This window comes from Sphingomonas sp. CCH10-B3, assembly GCF_001556185.1.
GTDB lineage: Bacteria > Pseudomonadota > Alphaproteobacteria > Sphingomonadales > Sphingomonadaceae > Sphingomonas > Sphingomonas aquatica.
In genome coordinates this window covers 36843-56157 of sequence record NZ_LSIJ01000001.1, presented here as the reverse complement: position 1 = coordinate 56157, position 19315 = coordinate 36843, and the positions used below count along the sequence as shown (strand labels likewise).

The 19315-nt window shown below is 66.1% G+C and carries 21 protein-coding genes; 10 read left to right on the top strand and 11 right to left on the bottom strand.

Features of this window, described 5'->3' with window-relative positions; all coding sequences use genetic code 11:
- Positions 1–138: 138 nt before the first annotated feature.
- Positions 139–687 (bottom strand): hypothetical protein, encoded by a 549-nt coding sequence (locus tag AX672_RS00315; RefSeq protein ID WP_066646590.1) that lies wholly within the window; start codon positions 685–687, stop codon positions 139–141.
- A gap of 101 nt (positions 688–788) precedes the next feature.
- On the opposite strand from AX672_RS00315, the gene AX672_RS00310 reads away from it, so the two are divergent.
- From AX672_RS00310 to AX672_RS00300, 3 genes are all read left to right on the top strand, one after another.
- Positions 789–2069, top strand: coding sequence for an MFS transporter (locus AX672_RS00310; RefSeq protein WP_066646588.1), 1281 nt, complete (start codon positions 789–791; stop codon positions 2067–2069).
- On the top strand, positions 2069–2608 hold the full coding sequence (locus AX672_RS00305) for an AAA family ATPase (RefSeq protein WP_066646578.1): 540 nt from the start codon (positions 2069–2071) through the stop codon (positions 2606–2608). Before AX672_RS00310 ends, AX672_RS00305 begins: the two co-directional genes overlap by 1 nt.
- 67 nt (positions 2609–2675) lie before the next feature.
- Positions 2676–3047: a PRC-barrel domain-containing protein gene (locus AX672_RS00300; protein ID WP_168727267.1), complete on the top strand. Its 372-nt coding sequence runs from the start codon at positions 2676–2678 to the stop codon at positions 3045–3047.
- Here the strand turns inward: AX672_RS00300 and AX672_RS00295 are convergent.
- The 3 genes from AX672_RS00295 to uvrB all read right to left on the bottom strand — a co-directional run bounded on the left by AX672_RS00295 (position 3044) and on the right by uvrB (position 5922).
- The gene (locus tag AX672_RS00295) at positions 3044–3271 is read right to left on the bottom strand and encodes a type II toxin-antitoxin system HicB family antitoxin (RefSeq protein WP_066646573.1); all 228 of its coding nucleotides are present in this window, start codon (positions 3269–3271) and stop codon (positions 3044–3046) included. The genes AX672_RS00300 and AX672_RS00295 overlap by 4 nt on opposite strands.
- 1 nt (position 3272) lies before the next feature.
- Positions 3273–3527 (bottom strand): type II toxin-antitoxin system HicA family toxin, encoded by a 255-nt coding sequence (locus AX672_RS00290; protein WP_066646572.1) that lies wholly within the window; start codon positions 3525–3527, stop codon positions 3273–3275.
- 187 nt (positions 3528–3714) lie between these two features.
- The gene (uvrB, locus tag AX672_RS00285; protein ID WP_066646571.1) at positions 3715–5922 is read right to left on the bottom strand and encodes an excinuclease ABC subunit UvrB; all 2208 of its coding nucleotides are present in this window, start codon (positions 5920–5922) and stop codon (positions 3715–3717) included.
- A gap of 76 nt (positions 5923–5998) precedes the next feature.
- On the opposite strand from uvrB, the gene AX672_RS00280 reads away from it, so the two are divergent.
- Both AX672_RS00280 and AX672_RS00275 read left to right on the top strand, forming a co-directional pair.
- A complete protein-coding gene (locus tag AX672_RS00280; RefSeq protein ID WP_066646569.1) occupies positions 5999–6442 on the top strand; it encodes a DUF3617 domain-containing protein in 444 nt (147 codons plus the stop codon).
- A gap of 39 nt (positions 6443–6481) precedes the next feature.
- The gene (locus tag AX672_RS00275; protein ID WP_066646568.1) at positions 6482–6880 is read left to right on the top strand and encodes a VOC family protein; all 399 of its coding nucleotides are present in this window, start codon (positions 6482–6484) and stop codon (positions 6878–6880) included.
- Between the two features lie 4 nt (positions 6881–6884).
- On the opposite strand, the gene AX672_RS00270 is transcribed toward AX672_RS00275, so the two are convergent.
- On the bottom strand, positions 6885–7349 hold the full coding sequence (locus tag AX672_RS00270) for a hypothetical protein (protein ID WP_066646565.1): 465 nt from the start codon (positions 7347–7349) through the stop codon (positions 6885–6887).
- Positions 7350–7427: 78 nt separating this feature from the next.
- Here AX672_RS00270 and AX672_RS00265 point away from each other — a divergent pair, with 78 nt between their 5' ends.
- Positions 7428–8567 carry a serine hydrolase domain-containing protein gene (locus tag AX672_RS00265; protein WP_066646562.1) on the top strand — a complete coding sequence of 380 codons (1140 nt, stop codon included), beginning with the start codon at positions 7428–7430 and terminating at the stop codon, positions 8565–8567.
- Between the two features lies 1 nt (position 8568).
- On the opposite strand, the gene typA is transcribed toward AX672_RS00265, so the two are convergent.
- The 3 genes from typA to AX672_RS00250 all read right to left on the bottom strand — a co-directional run bounded on the left by typA (position 8569) and on the right by AX672_RS00250 (position 13029).
- Positions 8569–10404 carry a translational GTPase TypA gene (gene typA / locus AX672_RS00260; protein ID WP_066646561.1) on the bottom strand — a complete coding sequence of 612 codons (1836 nt, stop codon included), beginning with the start codon at positions 10402–10404 and terminating at the stop codon, positions 8569–8571.
- An 88-nt stretch (positions 10405–10492) separates the two neighbouring features.
- Positions 10493–12502, bottom strand: coding sequence for a putative bifunctional diguanylate cyclase/phosphodiesterase (locus AX672_RS00255; protein ID WP_066646560.1), 2010 nt, complete (start codon positions 12500–12502; stop codon positions 10493–10495).
- Positions 12490–13029 carry a heme NO-binding domain-containing protein gene (locus AX672_RS00250; protein ID WP_066646558.1) on the bottom strand — a complete coding sequence of 180 codons (540 nt, stop codon included), beginning with the start codon at positions 13027–13029 and terminating at the stop codon, positions 12490–12492. Before AX672_RS00250 ends, AX672_RS00255 begins: the two co-directional genes overlap by 13 nt.
- Before the next feature lie 147 nt (positions 13030–13176).
- Here AX672_RS00250 and AX672_RS00245 point away from each other — a divergent pair, with 147 nt between their 5' ends.
- The 4 genes from AX672_RS00245 to AX672_RS00230 all read left to right on the top strand — a co-directional run bounded on the left by AX672_RS00245 (position 13177) and on the right by AX672_RS00230 (position 16763).
- Positions 13177–14151 (top strand): bile acid:sodium symporter, encoded by a 975-nt coding sequence (locus tag AX672_RS00245; protein WP_066646547.1) that lies wholly within the window; start codon positions 13177–13179, stop codon positions 14149–14151.
- Positions 14152–14218: 67 nt separating this feature from the next.
- The gene (locus AX672_RS00240) at positions 14219–15403 is read left to right on the top strand and encodes a toxic anion resistance protein (RefSeq protein ID WP_066646546.1); all 1185 of its coding nucleotides are present in this window, start codon (positions 14219–14221) and stop codon (positions 15401–15403) included.
- The gene (locus AX672_RS00235; RefSeq protein WP_066646545.1) at positions 15400–16116 is read left to right on the top strand and encodes a hypothetical protein; all 717 of its coding nucleotides are present in this window, start codon (positions 15400–15402) and stop codon (positions 16114–16116) included. Before AX672_RS00240 ends, AX672_RS00235 begins: the two co-directional genes overlap by 4 nt.
- Positions 16113–16763: a DsbA family oxidoreductase gene (locus tag AX672_RS00230; protein WP_066646544.1), complete on the top strand. Its 651-nt coding sequence runs from the start codon at positions 16113–16115 to the stop codon at positions 16761–16763. Before AX672_RS00235 ends, AX672_RS00230 begins: the two co-directional genes overlap by 4 nt.
- Here the strand turns inward: AX672_RS00230 and AX672_RS00225 are convergent.
- From AX672_RS00225 to AX672_RS00215, 3 genes are read right to left on the bottom strand one after another with little or no spacing between them, the layout of a single operon-like run.
- Complete coding sequence (locus AX672_RS00225) at positions 16760–17131, bottom strand: hypothetical protein (protein WP_066646543.1); 372 nt, start codon at positions 17129–17131, stop codon at positions 16760–16762. The genes AX672_RS00230 and AX672_RS00225 overlap by 4 nt on opposite strands.
- A 55-nt stretch (positions 17132–17186) precedes the next feature.
- Complete coding sequence (locus tag AX672_RS00220) at positions 17187–17963, bottom strand: 3'(2'),5'-bisphosphate nucleotidase CysQ (RefSeq protein ID WP_066646541.1); 777 nt, start codon at positions 17961–17963, stop codon at positions 17187–17189.
- On the bottom strand, positions 17956–19302 hold the full coding sequence (locus AX672_RS00215; RefSeq protein ID WP_066646538.1) for a TldD/PmbA family protein: 1347 nt from the start codon (positions 19300–19302) through the stop codon (positions 17956–17958). The genes AX672_RS00220 and AX672_RS00215 overlap by 8 nt, the downstream gene beginning before the upstream one ends.
- Positions 19303–19315 lie beyond the last annotated feature (13 nt).

The window sequence follows — 19315 nt, the reverse complement described above, 5'->3', positions numbered from 1 at the left end:
TTCGCCAGTTGAAACTATACGCTCTGCCTGAGCGCGACTCCTGTTTGAATCATGTGATTCGGACATGCAAGCCTTGTAATGATTTTCTTTTGGCCCCAATAATAAGGACTGCGCCGGGCTCGGGCCGAACCGCTCGCGTTAACCGCGACAATCCTCTGCGACCCGCAGGATTTCGGCCCAGGCAGGGACCACCAGCACCGGCATCCCGGCCTGTTCGATCACGAAACGCCCCCGGCTATAGCCCATTGCGTCAAGCAACGGATCGCGCACTGCGAGCGTCACGGCGACATAGGCAGGTGACCCGCCGGTCGGGCGCGTTGCGAGCGTACGCACCGCGCTGGTCGTCCGTACTGTCATCGGCGCATTGCCTGGCACCGTTCCGCGCCGCGACAGATAGAGCACCGCCGCTGCCCGGTCGCAGCGCAGCGTCACTTCGGCGTCGCTGCCGGGCCGCCCGAACAGTGCGATCGATCCGCGCGCGTCCTGCCGGTACACCCAATCCCCCGGCGTCAATGGCCAGTCGCGCCAGTCGCCGCGCGGGGTCGCCGGAGCAGCTACCGGCATCGGTGCAGGCGGTGGCGCCGGCACAGCGACCGGCGCAGCGGCGACCGCGGGCGGCGGCGGCGGCGCGGAGGCACAAGCGCTGGCGAGCAGCACGAGAGCAAGGGCGGGCGTAACGAAGCGCATGCCCTTGCTATGGGCGAAGCGCCGGGCAGGCTCAACCGCTTCCGCACCCGCCGGGCCGACAAAGCGCTTCCCTTCACCGCGCGCATCGGCAAGTTAGCGCCATGGCAGGAAGCATGGATCGCAAGCGGCTGACCGCAATCGTCGGCGGATCGGCGGGCAATCTGGTCGAATGGTATGATTGGTACGCCTATTCGGCGCTGACGATCTATTTCGCGCCGAGCTTTTTCCCGGGCACCGACCAGACCGCGCAACTGCTGAGCACGGCGGCGATCTTCGCGGTCGGATTTCTGATGCGGCCGATCGGCGCGTGGGTGATGGGGAGCTATGGCGACCGCCACGGGCGCAAGGCGGGGCTCGCGTTGTCGGTGGGGTTGATGTGCGGCGGATCGCTGATGATTGCGGTCGCGCCGACCTATGCGCAGGCGGGCGTGCTCGCGCCGACGCTGCTGGTGATCGCACGGATGCTGCAGGGGCTGTCGGTCGGCGGCGAATATGGCGCGAGCGCCACCTACCTCTCTGAAATGGCGACGCGCCGGAACCGCGGTTTCTGGGCGAGCTTCCAATATGTCACGCTGATCGGCGGGCAATTGCTGGCGCTCGGCGTGACGCTGATCCTGCAGGCGCTGCTCGACGAAACGGCACTCGAAGCCTGGGGCTGGCGGATCGCCTTTGCGATCGGCGCGGCGCTCGCGCTGCTGGTCTATGTCTTGCGCCGCAACCTCGCCGAGACCGAAGCGTTCGAAAAACTCGACAAGGGCCGCGCCAAATCGACCGCGCGCAGCCTGTGGATGGCGCACCCACGCGAATTCCTGATCGTCGTCGCGATCAGCGGCGGCGGGTCCTGCGCCTTCTATGCCTACACGACGTACATGCAGAAATTCCTGGTCAACACGAGCGGCTTCGGCCGCCAGACCGCGACCGAGATCATGACGCTGGCGCTGATCGCCTATATGGTTGCGCAGCCGGTGTTCGGGGCGATCTCCGACCGCGTGGGGCGGAAGCCGATGCTGCTGCTGTTCGGCATCGGCGGCATACTGGTATCGGTGCCGGTGTTCAGCGCGCTCGCGGCGACGACGTCGACGGCGGCCGCGTTCGGCCTTGTGCTAGTGCCGCTGCTGCTGCTGAGCGCCTACACATCGATTTCGGGGCTGATCAAGGCCGAGCTCTTCCCGCCCGCGGTCCGCACTTTGGGCGTCGCGCTGCCCTATGCGATCGGCAACACGATCTTTGGCGGGACTGCCGAATATGTCGCGCTGTGGCTGAAGAACGCGCATCTGGAGTCGGTATTCTACTGGTACGTCACCGCCATCATCGCGCTCGCAACGCTGGGCTTCGCGCTGATGCCCGACACGAAACGGACCAGCCTGATCGCCGAGGATTGATGGCCGCGCGTGATCGATTGTTCGTCATTTCGGGCTGCTCGGGCGGCGGCAAGTCGTCGATCATCGCCGAGTTGGCCCGTCGCGGCCATCATGTCGCCGCCGAGCCCGGCCGCCGGATCATCGCGCAGGGCGGGCCGATGCCATGGGAGGATTTGGCCGGCTTCCTCGAGCGCGCGATTGAACTGGCGCTGGTCGATCGCGCCGAGGCCCTGACGCGGCCCGCGCCGACGTTTTTTGATCGCGGCCTGATCGATGCCGTTCTCGGGCTCGAGGCGCTGACTGGCGATAGTTCCCGCCGTGCGTTGGTCCTCGAACACTGCTACGCGCCGACCGTTTTCATGGCGCCGCCGTGGCCGCAAATCTACACGACCGACAGCGATCGTCGGCATGACTTGGCAGCGGCGACCGCCGAATATGATCGCCTTGTGCATGGCTACCCCGCGCTGGGCTATGCGATCGTCGATTTGCCCAAGACTTCGGTCGCCGAGCGCGCCGACTTCATCGAAGCCGTCATCGCAGCGCGCTCGCTCGATCGATAGCTTGGCGGCGGTCGCCCTGGGGAACCCTTCGTTACGCCACCGGTTGAGCAGGCATCAGGAGAGCATGATGACCGCCGCCGACCACGCCACCCAATTGCTGATCCAGTCGAACCGCGCCGACACGATGCTGGTGCACAGCCGCGACGGCGACAAGATCGGCCATGTCCACGCCTATATGATCCAGAAGCGGACCGGGGAGGCGCTTTACGTCGTGCTGACGATCGGCGGCTTTCTGGGACTGGGCAAGGCGTTCTATCCGCTGCCGTTCGAGCTGCTGTCCTACGATCCGGTCGGCGACCGCTATGTCGTGACCATCGACCGCCGCGTGCTCGAAGGCGGCCCGAGCTGGGCGAACAGTCCGCCGGAGTTCGACCAGGCCTATGCCGACCGGGTCGCGCAATATTATGGCGTCGGGCGCGAGGATCTGACGCTGGGTTAGGCGGCGAACTTGCTTGCTAGATCGGCAGGTCGATAGCGCGGTTCGGGGATCGGAAATCCCATATCTCTCGCGACTTCGAGCCACCCCTGCATCGCTACCTGCACTTCCGCCAGCGCTTCCTCCGGCGTGTCGCCGTGCGCCGAACAGGTTTTCAGGTCGGGCACGTTGGCAACCCAGCATGCATCGTCTTCATACCAGAATAATTCGATGTGATAGCGCGGCAATTCAGTCGTCCAGTGTCAACGCATATTGATCGCATATAGCGAGGAATTGCTGAATTTGATAGCTCTTCGCCTCTTTGCCGCGCGGCTGAATGTTGACGACGTAAGGGATGTCGGGCCGCGCATATTGGCGATGGCTCCCGGTCGTTCGGCGCAGCTCGAAACCGAACGCAACGACCAACCGCTCGAAATCAGGAAACGGGATTGAGGAACGCGGGTTCGCGAGGATCCAAGCGTGAAGTTTGCCGATCTTGGTCATTGGCGCGCGCCAGTTCCGCATGAGCGGCGGTTAAAGACGGCATAGCTTCGTGGGTGGGCAAAGCTGCGGATCATAGAATGCTCCCTCCAGCATTTTAATGACCCAAATGGTACAGATAGCCAACCATGAAGACAGGCCAATTCTTCTGACCGAAAAATACTATATTCGGTCAACCTCAAGTTTGCTCCTAACGCCCTCGCCGCGAACTCCCCGCCATACCCGCGCGCATCTTCTGACTCTTGCCGTAGCGGGTCTTCCTCGTCCCCGGTTTCCCCTCGTTCGACCGCCCCATCACCGGCGCCTTGCGCTCGGCTTCGGGCAGGCCGAGTTCCTCTGCCTCCAGCGCGCGGATTTCGTCGCGCAGGCGCCCGGCTTCTTCGAACTCCAGATCGGCCGCGGCCGCGCGCATCTTCTTCTCGAGTTCCTCGATATACGCGCGCAGATTGTGGCCGACCATGTGCGGGCGGTCCTCATCGATCTCGACGGTCACCTGGTCGCGGCTCGCCACGTCCTTGATGATGTCGCCGATGTTGCGGCGGATCGTCTGCGGGGTGATGCCGTGCGCGGCATTGTACGCGAGCTGCTTCTCACGGCGGCGCGCGGTTTCGTTCATCGCGCGCTCCATCGATCCGGTGATCCGGTCGGCATAGAGGATCACCCGCCCGTCGACATTGCGGGCGGCACGGCCGATGGTCTGGATCAGCGAGGTTTCGCTACGCAGGAAGCCTTCCTTGTCGGCGTCGAGGATCGCGACCAGCCCGCATTCGGGAATGTCGAGCCCCTCGCGCAGCAGGTTGATGCCGACCAGCACGTCATACACGCCCAGCCGCAAGTCGCGGATCAGCTCGATGCGTTCCAGCGTCTCGACGTCCGAATGCATGTAGCGGACCTTCAATCCCGCTTCGTGCATGAATTCGGTCAGGTCCTCGGCCATCCGCTTGGTCAGCGTCGTCACCAGCGTGCGGTATCCGAGCGCCGCCGTCTTGCGGGCTTCGTTGATCAGGTCGTCGACCTGCTCCTCGACCGGCTTGATCTCGATCGGCGGGTCGATCAGCCCGGTCGGGCGGATCACCTGTTCGACGAACACGCCGCCGGTCTGCTCCATTTCCCAGCTACCCGGCGTCGCCGAGACGTACGTCGTCTGTGGCCGCATCGCTTCCCATTCGTTGAAGCGCAGCGGGCGGTTGTCGATCGCCGACGGCAAGCGAAAGCCATATTCGGCTAGTGTCAGTTTGCGACGGTGGTCGCCGCGCGACATGCCGTTGATCTGGCCGATGGTGACGTGGCTTTCGTCGACGAACAGCAGCGCATCGTCGGGGAGATATTCGAACAAGGTCGGTGGCGGCTCGCCCGGCATCCGTCCGGTCAGGAAGCGCGAGTAATTCTCGATGCCTGCGCAACTGCCGGTCGCGGCGATCATCTCAAGATCGAAATTGGTGCGCTGTTCGAGCCGTTGCGCTTCGAGCAATTTGCCTTCCGCGACCAGCTCCTTCAGCCGCTCGGCGAGCTCGAACTTGATCGCTTCCATCGCCTGCTTCAGCGTCGGCCCCGGCGTCACATAGTGCGAATTGGCATAGACGCGGACGTAGTTGAGGCTCGCGACTTTCTTGCCGGTCAGCGGATCGAACTCGACGATGTCCTCGATGTCGTCGCCGAAGAACGACACGCGCCACGCGGTGTCCTCATAATGCGACGGGAAAATCTCGAGATTGTCGCCGCGCACCCGGAAATTGCCGCGCGCAAACGCCGCGTCGTTGCGCTTGTACTGGAGCGCCACCAGCTTGCGCACGATCTCGCGCTGATCGACGGTCTGCCCCTTTTTCAGGTCGAAGATCATCGCCGAATAGGTTTCGACCGAGCCGATCCCGTAAAGGCACGACACCGACGCTACGATGATCACATCGTCGCGTTCGAGCAGCGCCCGCGTCGCCGAATGCCGCATCCGGTCGATCGCTTCGTTTACCGACGATTCCTTTTCGATATAGGTGTCGGAGCGCGGCACATAGGCTTCGGGCTGGTAGTAATCGTAATAGCTGACGAAATATTCGACCGCGTTTTCGGGGAAGAACGACTTCATTTCGCCATAAAGCTGCGCGGCAAGAATCTTGTTGGGCGCCAAGATCAGCGCGGGCCGTTGCAGCGTCTCGATCACCTTGGCCATGGTGAAGGTCTTGCCCGAGCCCGTCACGCCGAGCAGCACCTGGTCGCGCTCGCCCGCCTGCGCCTGCTCGACCAGCTCGGCAATCGCCACCGGCTGGTCGCCCGCGGGCGAATAATCCGACACGATCCGGAACGGCTTGCCGCCTTCGGCCTTGGGCGGGCGTTCGGGCCGATGCGGGACGAACGACTGGCCGGTTTCGGGCTCGTCGAGGCTGGTGCGAATCTGGATTGCCATCAGCGGAACATATGGGGATTATCGCGCCATAAGCAACGCGCGTACCGAGTCGCTCTGGGCTGGGGGAGATGGGTCGATGGCACGCTTCATGATCGGGGTTTCGGTCGCTCTACTGGCGGTTGCCGCCGCGCCGCCGGGACCAATCATCCAACCCGGCAAGTGGGAGAACCGCGTCGAGATTCTCGACGTCCAGCTAAAGGGCGCGCCTCCCGGCATCGCCGCCGCGATGAAGGGCCGCCCTGTGGTCGTTACCAGCTGCGTCACGCCGCAGCAGGCCGCCTCTGGCCCCCAAGCTGCGATGAACGCCGATAAATCGTGCCGCTTCGTCCGCTATTCGGCTGCGGGTGGCAAAATCGCGAGCGAACTCGTCTGCGCGCGCCCGGGCGGCACGATGCGGGTTGTCTCGCAGGGGACCTACACGCCGACCAGCTATGCGGTGTCTGGGACCGGGGTCATGTCCGGCCGGATGTCGATGACAATGAAGTCACTCACCACCGGGCGACGGCTGGGCGGCTGCTGACACCCGAACCGACCTGACACGACAAAGGAGAGGAATGCGATGATTGGCTATGCAACGCTCGGCACTAATGATGTCGACAAGGCGCGAGCCTTTTACGATGGGCTGCTCGGCTCGATCGGTGCCACGCGCATCATGGAATTCGGCGAAGAGGCGGGCAGCTTCACGCTATGGGGCATGGGTTGGGACAAGCCCGGGATCGCAGTGACCCGGCCATATAACCGCGCGGCGGCCATGCCGGGCAATGGCAACATGCTCGCAATCCCCTTCGACGAGCGTGCCAAGGTCGATGCATTTCACGCAAAGGCACTCGAACTCGGCGGCAGCTGCGATGGCCCGCCCGGGCTGCGTGGCGACGAAGGGCCGCAAGCCTTTTACGGTGCGTATTTCCGCGATCCCGAGGGCAACAAGCTGTGCGCCTATCGGGTCGGGCCAGCCTGATCGCTCACCCCCGCGGGCGGTAGGCGATCACCCACATCACCGTCGCGATCGCCGTCGCCACGCCCGCCAGCAACAGGCTGGTCGCGACCGCGCTTGCCCAGCGATAGAGCAGCGTGCTGCCATCGCTCGGCGGCGCGTCGAGCAACCCGAAGCCATAGGTTTGCGCGAACAGGAACAGGCCAAAGCCGATCGCCGCCCCCGCCATCGCTGCGTACCGCAGCCGCCGGCGACCACTCAGGTGCAGCACCAGCCACACCGGCACCCCGACCGCCGCGATGCCGAGCGTCGTGAACACCGTCCCGAGGATGAAGGCCGTCGTCACCGCCAGCGCGGTTGCCGTCCCGCTCCCCAGCGCGAGCAGCAGCCACACCGCACCGCCCAGCAGGCCGCCCGCGCCGAGCGCCAGCCCCGCGCGATCGAGCGTCGTGTCGGGCAGGTCCACCCGTTCGCGCAGTTCATACCCCGCCATGGCCGCAGGCTTAGGGCGCCGCGCGGCACCGCTCAAGCCGCTTGATTGCACCCCGCGCTTCGCCCAGTCTGCGCGGCCATGTTCGCGCTTCTGCTCGCCTCCGCCACGCCGCTGCCCGCTTCAGCCGGGGTGCGTTTCGAGCGCGACCGCATCGTCGCGCGCCTCGCCGAGGGCGAAGCCGACCGCGCGACGCACCGCCCCGTCACTGCCGATGATCCGGTGCGGGTCGCGTCGATTTCCAAGCTCGCGGTCGCGCTCGCGGTGATGCGGCTGGTCGAACGCGGCACGCTCGATCTCGACCGCGACGTTTCGACCTATCTCGGCTGGCGCCTGCGCAACCCGGCTTTCCCCGATGCGCCGATCACGCTGCGCCAACTGCTGTCGCATACCAGCGGCGTGCGCGACGCGGCCGGTTATGTGACTCCGCTCGACGGTGACCTAGCCGCGCGCATGGCCGAGCCCGGCGCGTGGGATGCCGCGCACGGTGCAGGCTATTTCGCCTACGCCAATCTCAACTACCCGCTGGTCGCCGCAGTGATGGAAGGCGCTACGGCCACGCGCTTCGACCGGATCATGGCCGATCAGCTGTTCGAGCCCCTCAAGATCGCGGGCTGTTTCAACTGGTCGACCTGCGGCCCCGAGGCGGCGCGACACGCCGTCGTGCTCTACCGCGCCGGGGGCGAGGTCGCCTATGACGACCTGCACGGCCGCCCGCCCGCCTGCCCCGGCAACCCGGCACAGGACGGCAGTTGTGATCTCGCCCGATATCGCCTGACGCACAGCAGCGGCTTCTTTTCGCCGCAAGGGGGCATGCGGATCGCCCCCACGGGCCTCGCCCGGATCGGCGATGCCCTCATCCGCCCCGGCTATCTCTCTGCCGCCAGCCTTGCCGCGATGACGCAGACGGTATGGCGCTACGAGGGCCAGAACGGCGATATCGAGGGCGGCTTCTACTGCGCATTCGGGCTGGGCGTGATGATTCTTGGCGCGCCCGGCCGCCCCGCCGCCTGCCGCGACGACCCGTTCGGCGACGGCAAGACCCGGATCGGCCATGCCGGCGAAGCTTACGGGCTCAGGTCCGGGCTATGGGTCGATCCCGCGACAGGCAAGGGAGTGGCGTTCTATACCACGGCGGTGGCCGAGGACGCGCCGCGGGGCCGGTCAGCCTACACGCAGCGCGAGGAAGAATGGGCGGCGCGCATCGGCGCCGCCCGCTGACTTACGCCGCCTTTGCGCGGCTCATCCGCTTACGCTCGTTCGGGTCGAGATAGCGCTTGCGCAGGCGGATCGACTTGGGCGTCACTTCGACCAGCTCGTCGTCGTCGATATAGGCGATCGCCTGTTCCAGCGTCAGCCGCCACGGCGGGGTCAGGCGGATCGCGTCGTCCTTGCCGCCGCTCGCGCGGAAGTTGGTGAGCTGCTTGGCCTTCATCGGGTTGACTTCGAGATCTTCGGTCTTCGCATTTTCGCCGATGATCATGCCTTCGTAGAGTGCCTCACCCGGCGCGACCATCATGATGCCGCGTTCCTCGAGCGGGCCGAGTGCATAGGCATTGGCCTCGCCCGCGCCGTTCGAGATCAGCACGCCGTTCTTGCGGCCTTCGATCTTGCCCTTGTGCGGGCCGTATTTCTCGAACAGCCGGTTCATGATGCCGGTGCCGCGCGTGTCCGACAGGAATTCGCCGTGATAGCCGATCATGCCACGCGACGGCGCGCTGAAGGTGATGCGCGTCTTGCCGCCGCCCGAGGGGCGCATGTCGGTCATCTCGGCCTTGCGCAGGTTCATCTTCTCGACGACCGTGCCCGAATATTCCTCGTCGACGTCGATGATGACGGTTTCATAAGGCTCGGTCTTCTGGCCGTTTTCGTCTTCCTTGAACAGCACGCGCGGGCGGCTGATGCTGAGTTCGAAGCCTTCGCGGCGCATCGTCTCGATCAGCACGCCGAGCTGGAGTTCGCCGCGGCCAGCGACTTCGTAGCTGTCGCGGTCGTCGCTTTCGGTGACCTTGATCGCGACGTTCGATTCGGCCTCGCGGAACAGCCGGTCGCGGATCATGCGGCTCGTCACCTTGGTGCCTTCGCGGCCCGCCATCGGGCTGTCGTTCACCGCAAAGCGCATCGACAATGTCGGCGGGTCGATCGCCTGCGCCTTCAGCGGCTCGGTGACGCTCGGGTCGGCGATGGTGTTGGCCACCGTCGCAACCGTCAGCCCGGCAAGGCTGATGATGTCGCCGGCATTCGCCTCGTCCACCGGCACGCGTTCGAGCCCGCGGAACGCCATGATCTTCGACGCGCGCCCGGTCTCGACGACCTTGCCGTCGGGGTCGAGCGCGTGGATCGGCATGTTGGTCTTGACGCTGCCCGAGAAGACGAGGCCGGTCAGGATGCGGCCGAGGAAATTGTCGCGGTCGAGCAACGTGACGAGAAACTTGAACGGGCCATCGGGATCGGCCGATGGCGCGGGCACATGCTCGACGATCTTGTTGAACAGCGGCGCCAGCGTGCCTTCGCGGACATCGGGATTGTCACCGGCATAGCCGTTGCGGCCCGAGGCGAAGAGTACGGGAAAATCGAGCTGGTCGTCGTTCGCCTCAAGCGACACGAACAGGTCGAACACTTCGTCGAGCACTTCCTGCGCGCGCGCGTCGCTGCGGTCGATCTTGTTGACGACGACGATCGGGCGAAGGCCCAATGCGAGCGCCTTGCCGGTCACGAACTTGGTCTGCGGCATCGCGCCTTCGGCGGCGTCGACCAGCAGGATCACGCCGTCGACCATCGACAGGATGCGCTCCACCTCACCGCCGAAATCGGCGTGGCCGGGGGTGTCGACGATGTTGATGCGGGTCTTATGCCCGGCGTGATCGTCCCACTCGATCGAGGTGCACTTGGCGAGAATGGTGATCCCGCGCTCCTTCTCGAGATCGTTCGAATCCATCGCGCGTTCCTCGACGCGCTGATTGTCGCGGAAGGTGCCCGACTGGCGGAAAAGCTGATCGACAAGCGTGGTCTTGCCGTGGTCGACGTGGGCGATGATCGCCACGTTGCGGAGGCTCATACAGGGTCCTGATATGTCTGCGGGATGAAGGATCGGCCGCGCGCATAGCGTAAATGTTGCGGGGCGGGAAGGGCCGCGCGGCGCTGGCTCAGCGATCGCGCGCGATCAGCATCCCCGCAGCGACCCGATCGACCGGGCGCGAATAGAAATATCCCTGGCCATAGGCACAGCCCATCGCGCGCAGATCGCTGCGCTGATGCGGCGTCTCCAGCCCCTCGGCGATTACTTTCAGCTCCATCGTCGCGGCCAGATCAAGCACCGCACGGACGATGCCGCGGCCGATCTTGCCGCGCTCGCCGCCCATTTCGGCAACGAAGCTGCGGTCGAGCTTGAGCGTGTCGAACGGATAGCGGTGCAAATGCCCGAGCGATGAATAGCCGGTGCCGAAATCGTCGAGGCTGATCCGCACGCCGAGATCGCGCAGCTGGCGCATGATGCGCACGGCGCGGTCGGGATTGCTGATCGCGATGCTCTCGGTAATTTCGAGCGAGATCGTATCGGGGGCAATGCCGATTTCGGTAATCGTATCGCGGACAATGTCGGCAAAGCCCGGCTGCAGGAACTGGCGGGGCGAGACGTTGATGCTGATCGTCACCGGCGCACGGTCGGGGAAACGGCGGTGCCATTTGACCGTGGCTTCGCATGCTTCGCGCAGTACCCAGTTGCCGATCATCACGATCAGCCCGGTTTCCTCGGCAACGTCGATGAACTGGCCCGGCGAGACGATTTCGCCAGGGCGCCGCTGCCAGCGCAGCAGGGCCTCGAAGCCCGCCAGCCGATCCGAGCCGAGATCGACGATCGGCTGGTAATAGAGCTGGAACTCCCCGCGGCGAAGCGCCCCGCGCAGATCATTTTCGGTGTTGAGCCGCGTCGTCGCGCGCTGGCGCAATGCCGCGTCGAACACCGCGACCTGGCCGCGCCCGCGCGCCTTGGCCTCGTACATCGCGGTATCGGCCTTGCGCATCAGATCCTGCGCGGTCACCCCCGGTGTCACGGCATGGGCCAGCCCGATGCTGCCCGCGCTATGGATTTCCGACCCGGAAAGCTGGTGCGCTTCGGTCAGCGCGTCGAGCAGGCGCATCGCGATCCGCTTGGGCTGCCATTCATCGGTGAAGCCTTCGAGCAGCACCGTGAATTCGTCGCCGCCCAGCCGCGCGAGCGTCCATTCGGGCCAGCGGTCTTGCGGGTCGGCGGCACCGCGTTCCAGCACGCGCTTCAGCCGTTCGGCGGTGCCGACGAGCACCGCATCGCCCGCCTGATGGCCCAGGCTGTCGTTGATGAACTTGAACGCGTCGAGATCGAGGAACAGGACCGCCACGCGGTAATCGCTCTGGCGCGCGCGCCGTTCGAGTGCGCGTGTGACGCGATCGCGGAACAATGCCCGGTTGGGCAGGTTGGTCAGCGGATCGTGGAGTGCGTCGTAGAATAGCTTGGCGGCAAAGCGCTCGCGTTCGATCACGCGGCCCAATTGGGTGCCAATCTGGCCCATCAGCGCAAGGAAACTCGCGTCTTCCGCCGGGTTGTCGCGGGCGAAGAATTCCATCACCGCGGCCACCTGATCCTGCACGCGGACCGGAAAGGCGAAGGCCGAATTGAGCCCGCACTGGCGCGCGACGTCGCGGCGCGGGAAATTGGCGGCCTTGGTGATGTCGCTCAGCCACAGCGGCGCCAGGCTGTCGAGCACGCGCCCCGGCAACCCTTCACCACGGCGGAACTGGCGCGCAAGCGAATCATCGATGAAGGGCATCAACCCGGCGGGGTCAGCCGCGTACCAGATGTCCGACGCGATCAGATTGTCGCCGTCGGCCGGGTCGATCAGGAAGACGTTGCCGAATGCCCAGCCGTTGCTCGCGCAAATCTCGGTGATGGCATAGATCAGCGCCTCACGGACGTCGGCGGCCTCATTGGCCTTGGCGGCGATACGCTGGAGCAGGTCGATCCGCTGCTGCGACAGATAGAGCGCGCGCAGCCCGTTTTCGGCGATCGCCTCGGCCTCGGCGCGGGCCGCACGCTCGCGCGCCAGCCGCCGCTCCAGCCGCTCGAGCGTGCGCGCGAGATCGGCGACATCGCTGAAATCTTCTGGCTTCAGGACACCCATTGGACCGCGAGCTGGCAGGCGCTGGCGCCGGTGTGCATGCAGTCGCGGTGCGCAACCGTCACCTGCTCGCCATAATGTGCCGCCGTCCCTTCGATGAACCCTTCGGCCAGTGCGCACAGCTTGCGCGGCGACGAATAGCCGATCACCAGCTCGTCATCGCCTGCATGGTGAAAGCGGAAATGCGGGCAGCCCGCCCCCGAATAGAGCTTGCGCACTTCGGGGTGGATGATGGTGTTGACGCTCAGCAGGAAATTGCGCGTGTTGCTCGGCGTTTCGAAAAAGGCCGGAAAGCGCAGCGCCAGCGCCGGGATCGCCGACTTGCCGAACCAGCGCAGAATTTCGGCGGGCGATTTGTCGAGCTTGGCGGCCGCAGCACCCACCAGCGCCATGATCTCGCGGTCGTCATAGCTGCCAAGCGAGGTATAGGCGCCATCCAGTTCGGCGTCGTCGAGCAGATCGTCCCAAGTGCCGTCGCCGAACTGCGTCACCACCTGTTCTTCGAGCAAATTGAAAATAATGCCTTTCACGCGCCTACCCCGCCCCAGATTTACCCCGCGCATGACTGATTGCGGTAAATATCAGGTGAAGCGCAGCGACGGCGACAGCCCGAAATGGGTAGGGTGTATCGGGCGCATTGGCGCGAACGACCGAAGTGGCGTAGGCGCTGGCCCGTCATGGACCTGCTGCGCCGCTTCCTGCCCGACCGCTTCATCATGATTCTGGTCGCGACGTTGGTCGTGGCGACGCTGTTGCCCGCGACCGGCGCGCTGCTGGAGGCGATCGGCGGGGCATCGAACGCGGCGATCTTCATTTTGTTCTTCCTCCACGGCGCGCGGCTGAGCCCGGCGGCGGTTGTGGCGGGGGCGAAGCACTGGCGGTTGCAGCTCGCGATTTTGGGCTTCGGCTATGCGCTGTTCCCGCTAGCGATGATGGTGGCGCGGGCGGCGCTGAGCGGGCGGCTCGCGCCCGAGATTTTGCTCGGCCTCGTCTTTCTCGGCGTGCTGCCGACGACGGTGCAGTCGTCGATTGCCTATGCGTCGATCGCGCGCGGCAATGTCGCCGCATCGGTGATCGCGTCGGCGGCATCGAACCTGCTCGGCGTGGTGCTGACCCCGCTGCTGTTCGCGCTGCTGCTCGGCGGGGCGATGGGCGGCGTGTCGCTGGAGGCGGTCGGCAAGGTCGCGATGTTGCTGCTGCTGCCGTTTGCGCTCGGGCAAGTGTTGCGACGCCGGGTGCTGCCGACCGTCGAGCGGCACGCGAAGCTCGCGGGGATGATGGACAAGCTGACGATTGTCCTCGCCGTCTATGTCGCCTTTGCGCAGGCCGCGACCGAGGGGCTGTGGGCGCGGATCAGCGCGGGGACGCTGGTCGAGCTGGCGGGGGTGATAGCGGCGGTACTGCTCGGCGCGTTCGCCGCCGCCTGGGGCGTGGGCGCCGCGCTCGGCCTCAAGCCCGCCGACCGCGCGACATTGCTGTTCGCGGGGGCGCACAAGAGCCTCGCCACCGGCGCGCCGATGGCCCGCATCCTGTTTCCGCCAGGAGTGGCGGGCGCGGCGATCCTGCCGCTGCTGCTCTACCACCAGATGCAGCTGATGCTGTCGGCGTGGGTGGCGACGCGGCTTGAACGCAGCGCAGACCGTGTTACATAGCTGACACACTTGAACCGAACCGGCATCGGCGCCATTGGTGACGTCAGGCTGGTGTGGAGGGAATCGAATGGCGACCGCGACCGAAACCGTGACCGAGACGCTGAAGCTCACCCCGCCCGATCCTGTGCCCGTCGTCGCGCCCGAGAAGGCCGCGGGCCTTGTCCCTGTCGATGATGCCACGCGCACCAAGCTCGACGAGCGGGTCGACAGCTTCATTGCCGATCTGGTCGCGCAGGATGTAAACTCGCCCGAATTCGGCAAGCGCGTCGATGCGATCAGCGCGATGGGGCAGCGCGAAATCCGCGAGGCGGCCGGGCAATCGAACCGCTTTCTCGACCGGCCCGTGCGGGCGATGGACCAGGAATCGGGGGTCGGCGCCGATCTCGCGCAGCTTCGTCGCACGATCGAGGATCTCGATCCCGGCAAGAAGATGATGGCGCCCAAGAAGCTGTTCGGGATCATTCCGTTCGGCAATTCGATGCGCAATTATTTCGACAGCTACAAATCGTCGCAGACGCATATTGCAGCGATCCTGAAGTCGCTCGCCAGCGGCAAGGACGAGCTGCTGATGGACAATGCCGCGATCGACACCGAACGCGCCAATCTGTGGACAGCGATGGGGCGGCTCGAGCAGATGATCCTGCTCGCCAAGACGATGGACGCCAAGCTCGAGGACAAGGCGAACGAGCTCGACCACACCGACCCCGCCAAGGCCAAGGCGATCCGTGAGACCGCGCTGTTCTACGTTCGCCAGCGCGTGCAGGATCTGCTGACGCAGATGGCGGTGACCGTGCAGGGCTATCTGGCGCTCGATCTGGTCAAGAAGAACAATGTCGAGCTGGTGAAGGGGGTCGATCGCGCGTCGACCACCACGGTTTCCGCCCTGCGCACGGCGGTGACGGTCGCGCAAGCGATGACCAATCAGAAGCTGGTGCTCGAACAGATCACCGCGCTGAACACGACGACTGCGAACATCATCGAATCGACCGGGCAATTGCTCAAATCGCAGACCGCGACGATCCACGAGCAGGCGGCGGCATCGACGATCCCGCTCGAAACGCTCCAGCGCGCGTTCCAGAACATCTATGACACGATGGACGCGATCGACACCTTCAAGCTCAAGGCGCTCGACAGCATGAAGACGACGGTGGGCGCGCTGTCGACCGAAGTCGAGAAGTCGAAGGGCTATATCGCCCGCGCCGAGGGTGCGGCCCAGGGTGGCGGCGACGTGTTCAAGCTGGAAGCGATATGAGCGAGAGCGAGGACATCCACCAGCGCGTCGACGATCTGCTCGCAAGGGTCGCGGCCAATCGCGCGGCGGGGCTTTATGATCCGGTGCGGCGGCGGCAGAAGGTGAACGAAGTCGGGCGGCGGCTGACGCGGATTGCGGCGGCGAACGCCGTCATCCTTGTGGCGGCGGTGGTGATCGGGCTGGCGGTCGGGCCGCTGGGGCTGCTCGGCGCGGTCGGGGTGATGGCGCTGATGATCCTCGCGACGCTGGTGCTGGCGATGGCGCCGACCGCGCCGCCGCCCAGCCCGGAGAAGCTGCGCCACGCGCCGCTGACCGCCTTGCCCTCGCAGACCGAGCGCTGGCTCGATGCGCAGCGCCGCGCGCTGCCCGCACCCGCCGTGCCGCTGCTTGATGCGATTGCGGTGCGGCTCGACACGCTCAAGCCGCAGCTCGCCGGGCTCGCCGACGATGCCCCGGCAGCGGCCGAGATCCGCAAGCTGGTGAGCGAGCAGCTCCCGCAGTTCGTGGACGATTACAAGCGGGTCCCGCAGCCACTGCGCACCGTGCCGCGTAACGGGAAGACGCCCGACGCGCAATTGCTCGATGGCTTGCGGCTGATCGAGACGGAGATCGGCGAGATGACGGCCGATCTGGCGCAGGGCGACCTCGACAGCCTCGCAACGCGCGGGCGGTTTCTGGAGATCAAATACCGCGGCGACGCCGACGCGGCATGACGCCGAAGCCGATGAAGATCGACTTCGTTTCGGACGTGGTCTGCCCGTGGTGCATCATCGGCCTGCGCGCGCTCGAACAGGCGATCGAGGCCGCGTCGGACGTGGTCGCGCCGACGATCACTTTTCACCCGTTCGAGCTCAATCCCGCCATGCCGCCCGAGGGGCAGAACATCGTCGAACATGTCGCCGAGAAATATGGCGCGACTCCGGAGCAATCGGCGAAGAACCGCGCCGGGATTCAGGCGCGCGCCTCCGAACTGGGCTTTGCGATGACCGGGACCGCGGACAGCCGCATCTACAACACCTTCGACGCGCACCGGCTGCTGCACTGGGCGCAAAGCTTCGGGCTGCAGGCAGCGCTCAAGAACCGGCTGTTCGCGGTCTATTTCAGCGAAGGCGGCAATGTGTCCGATGCCGAAGTGCTGGTGCGCGCCGCGGCCGACGTCGGTCTCGATGCAGTAGAGGCCCGCGCGGTACTGGCCGAGGGCCGCTATGCCGAGGAGGTCCGCGCCGAGGAACGCCACTGGCACGCCCAAGGCATCAATGCCGTGCCCGCGATCGTGATCAACGACCGATATGCGATCATGGGCGGCCAGCCCCCGCAAGCCTTCGAACGCGCGCTGCGGAAAATCGCGGCGGAGGCTTAGCGCTTCCCGAACCGCCCTGTCAGCCGCGCGAAAAGGGGTTGCGGGCGATGGATGGCAACCCGCGACACGCTGTCGCTGGCGTGGTGGTTGACATAGACGATCTCGCCGTCTTCGATCGCCTCGAGCCGGGCATAAGGCAGCCGCGCGGTCACTTCGCGCCGCACCAGCGTGACCGGATCGATCTCGGCGACGATGAACCCGCCGGGAACGAAGGTCGACGCATAGACCTTGCCGTCATGGTACAGCGCGGGCGGCAGATAGCGGAACGCACCCTTGGGCTGCTTGCCATTGATATAGAGCTGGCCGCAACCGGGGCCGCCCTGCCCCACTTCCAGAATGTCGTTCCAGCTGATCGTCGGCTCGGTCATCGCTCACCCCTGCCCGGCAGAGATATGATCAGTGCGGGGCTGGAACAAGGCGCGACTATCGCCCCACCAGCGCCTTTGCGCGGTCGGCCAGCCGCTCGATCGCGGCGGCATGAATGCCGGGGGTGCTCACCAGCACGCCGAATGCCTCCGCACTCGGGGTATTGAAGGCGAGCCGCCCGCCGAGCGCGTCGCTCACCGTCGCCCCGGCCTCCGCTGCGATCAACGTGGCGGCGGCGATGTCCCACTCATGCCCCCAGCGCAAGGTCGCGACCAGATCGGCTTCGTCAGCGGCGACCATCGCGATGCGCAAAGCGATGGAATTGGGTTTGGGGACGATCGTCAGGTCCATGTCCTCGCGCGGAAGCTGATCGAACGGCACGCGCGCGCCCGCCAGCGTCTCGCGACCGCCGCAGCGGACGGCCATACCGTTGCGCGTGGCGCCGCCGCCCGCGACCGCACGCCAATGCTCGCCGCGCGCGGGGGCATCGAGCACGCCGAGCACGACCTGCCCCCCCTCGACCAGCGCGACCGAGACGGCCCAGCCGCTCCGCCCGCGCAGATAATCGCGCGTGCCGTCGATCGGATCGACCACCCAAAGCCGGTGGCAGGCGAGGCGATCAGCATTGTCGGCGGTTTCCTCCGACAGCCAGCCGGCTTCGGGCAGCAGCGCCGACAGGCGCGTGCGAAGCAGCGCGTCGACTTCGAGGTCGATCTCGCTGACCGGCTCGCCCGCACGTTTTTCCCAGCGACGGAACACTTCGCCCGAGCGGCGCAGCGCTAGCGCGCCAGCCTCGGCAGTAATCGCGGCGACGGCGTCGATCAGCTCAGCCACTCGCGACCGTCATCCCGTCAACGCGCAAGGTCGGCACGTTGATCGCATAGCGAAGGGCGAGGTCGTCAGCGGGAGTCAGCGCCTTGAACATGTCGATCAGATTGCCCGCGATCGTGAATTCGGCGACCGGCGTGGTGATTTCGCCATTCTCGATCAGAAAGCCCGAGGCGCCGCGCGAATAATCGCCGGTGACGCCGTTGACGCCCATGCCGATCAACTCGGTGACGTAGATGCCGCGCCGGATATCGGCGATCAGCGCATCACGGCTGATCGTCCCCGGGGCCATGTGCAAATTGGTCGCCGAGACCCCCGGCGCGCCGGGGCCGCCGCGCGCGGCATGACCGGTCGGCGCGAGGCCCAACTGCAGCGCCGAGGCGCTGTCGAGCAGCCATGTCTGGAGCACGCCGTCCGCTACCAGCGTGGTCGGCGCCACCGGCAGCCCTTCGCCATCGAACGGGCGCGAGCGCAGGCCAAAGGGGCGCAAGGGATCGTCCTCGATCGTCACCCCGGCAGCGAAGATGGCCGTGCCGAGCGCATCGAGCAGAAAGCTCGTCTTGCGGGTGATCGCCGGCCCCGCAATCGCGCCGAGCAAATGGCCGAGCAGCGAATTGCCGACGCGCGGATCGAACACAACCGGCATCGGCCCACTTTCGACCCGGCCGGGATTGAGCCGCGCGACCGCGCGTTCGCCCGCGAGCCGGCCGATGGTGGCGGGGTCGTCGAGGTGCTTCAGGTGCCGCGCGCTGTGATAGGCATAGTCGCGCTCCATCGCGCCGCCGCTCCCGGCAAGCACGCTCGCCGAGGTGCCGTGGCTCGACACCGCATAACCGCCCGCAAAGCCGTGGCTGGTCGCGAGCGCGACGACGCCGCGCCCTGCGCTCGCGCTGCCGCCTTCGCTGTTGGAGACGCCGGGCACGGCACGCGCCGCATCTTCGGCCTCGAGCGCGCGCGCCTTCAACGCTTCGGGCGACACCTCGCCACCGTCGTCAAGGTCGAGCGCGGGCGGCTCACCGCGCAGCAGCCGGTCGGCAGGCGCAAGCCCTGCCCATTCATCCTCGGGCGCCTCGCGCGCCATTGCGACGGCGCGGTCGACCAGCGCCGCCAGCCCCGCATCGCTGAAGTCCGAGGTCGCGACGCTCGCGCTGCGGTCACCAACGAATACGCGCAGGCCAAGTTCGGCTTCTTCCGACCGACCGACATCCTCGAGTTTGCCGAGCCGGACCGAAACCTCGGTGGCTGCATCCGAGGAAAAGATCGCATCGGTAGCATCCGCGCCGCCCTTGCGTGCCTGTTCGACAATGTGGAGCGCGCGGTCGCGCGCCTGTTCAACCGTCATCATCCGCCGGACTTAG

What these genes read in the sequence shown, in the direction of transcription:
- AX672_RS00315 (WP_066646590.1), bottom strand. Translation starts at nt 687, where the DNA reads ATGCGCTTCGTTACGCCCGCCCTTGCTCTCGTGCTGCTCGCCAGCGCT.
- AX672_RS00310 (WP_066646588.1), top strand. Translation starts at nt 789, where the DNA reads ATGGCAGGAAGCATGGATCGCAAGCGGCTGACCGCAATCGTCGGCGGA.
- AX672_RS00305 (WP_066646578.1), top strand. Translation starts at nt 2,069, where the DNA reads ATGGCCGCGCGTGATCGATTGTTCGTCATTTCGGGCTGCTCGGGCGGC.
- AX672_RS00300 (WP_168727267.1), top strand. Translation starts at nt 2,676, where the DNA reads ATGACCGCCGCCGACCACGCCACCCAATTGCTGATCCAGTCGAACCGC.
- AX672_RS00290 (WP_066646572.1), bottom strand. Translation starts at nt 3,527, where the DNA reads ATGACCAAGATCGGCAAACTTCACGCTTGGATCCTCGCGAACCCGCGT.
- uvrB (WP_066646571.1), bottom strand. Translation starts at nt 5,922, where the DNA reads ATGGCAATCCAGATTCGCACCAGCCTCGACGAGCCCGAAACCGGCCAG.
- AX672_RS00280 (WP_066646569.1), top strand. Translation starts at nt 5,999, where the DNA reads ATGGCACGCTTCATGATCGGGGTTTCGGTCGCTCTACTGGCGGTTGCC.
- AX672_RS00275 (WP_066646568.1), top strand. Translation starts at nt 6,482, where the DNA reads ATGATTGGCTATGCAACGCTCGGCACTAATGATGTCGACAAGGCGCGA.
- AX672_RS00270 (WP_066646565.1), bottom strand. Translation starts at nt 7,349, where the DNA reads ATGGCGGGGTATGAACTGCGCGAACGGGTGGACCTGCCCGACACGACG.
- AX672_RS00265 (WP_066646562.1), top strand. Translation starts at nt 7,428, where the DNA reads ATGTTCGCGCTTCTGCTCGCCTCCGCCACGCCGCTGCCCGCTTCAGCC.
- typA (WP_066646561.1), bottom strand. Translation starts at nt 10,404, where the DNA reads ATGAGCCTCCGCAACGTGGCGATCATCGCCCACGTCGACCACGGCAAG.
- AX672_RS00255 (WP_066646560.1), bottom strand. Translation starts at nt 12,502, where the DNA reads ATGGGTGTCCTGAAGCCAGAAGATTTCAGCGATGTCGCCGATCTCGCG.
- AX672_RS00245 (WP_066646547.1), top strand. Translation starts at nt 13,177, where the DNA reads ATGGACCTGCTGCGCCGCTTCCTGCCCGACCGCTTCATCATGATTCTG.
- AX672_RS00240 (WP_066646546.1), top strand. Translation starts at nt 14,219, where the DNA reads ATGGCGACCGCGACCGAAACCGTGACCGAGACGCTGAAGCTCACCCCG.
- AX672_RS00235 (WP_066646545.1), top strand. Translation starts at nt 15,400, where the DNA reads ATGAGCGAGAGCGAGGACATCCACCAGCGCGTCGACGATCTGCTCGCA.
- AX672_RS00230 (WP_066646544.1), top strand. Translation starts at nt 16,113, where the DNA reads ATGACGCCGAAGCCGATGAAGATCGACTTCGTTTCGGACGTGGTCTGC.
- AX672_RS00225 (WP_066646543.1), bottom strand. Translation starts at nt 17,131, where the DNA reads ATGACCGAGCCGACGATCAGCTGGAACGACATTCTGGAAGTGGGGCAG.
- AX672_RS00215 (WP_066646538.1), bottom strand. Translation starts at nt 19,302, where the DNA reads ATGATGACGGTTGAACAGGCGCGCGACCGCGCGCTCCACATTGTCGAA.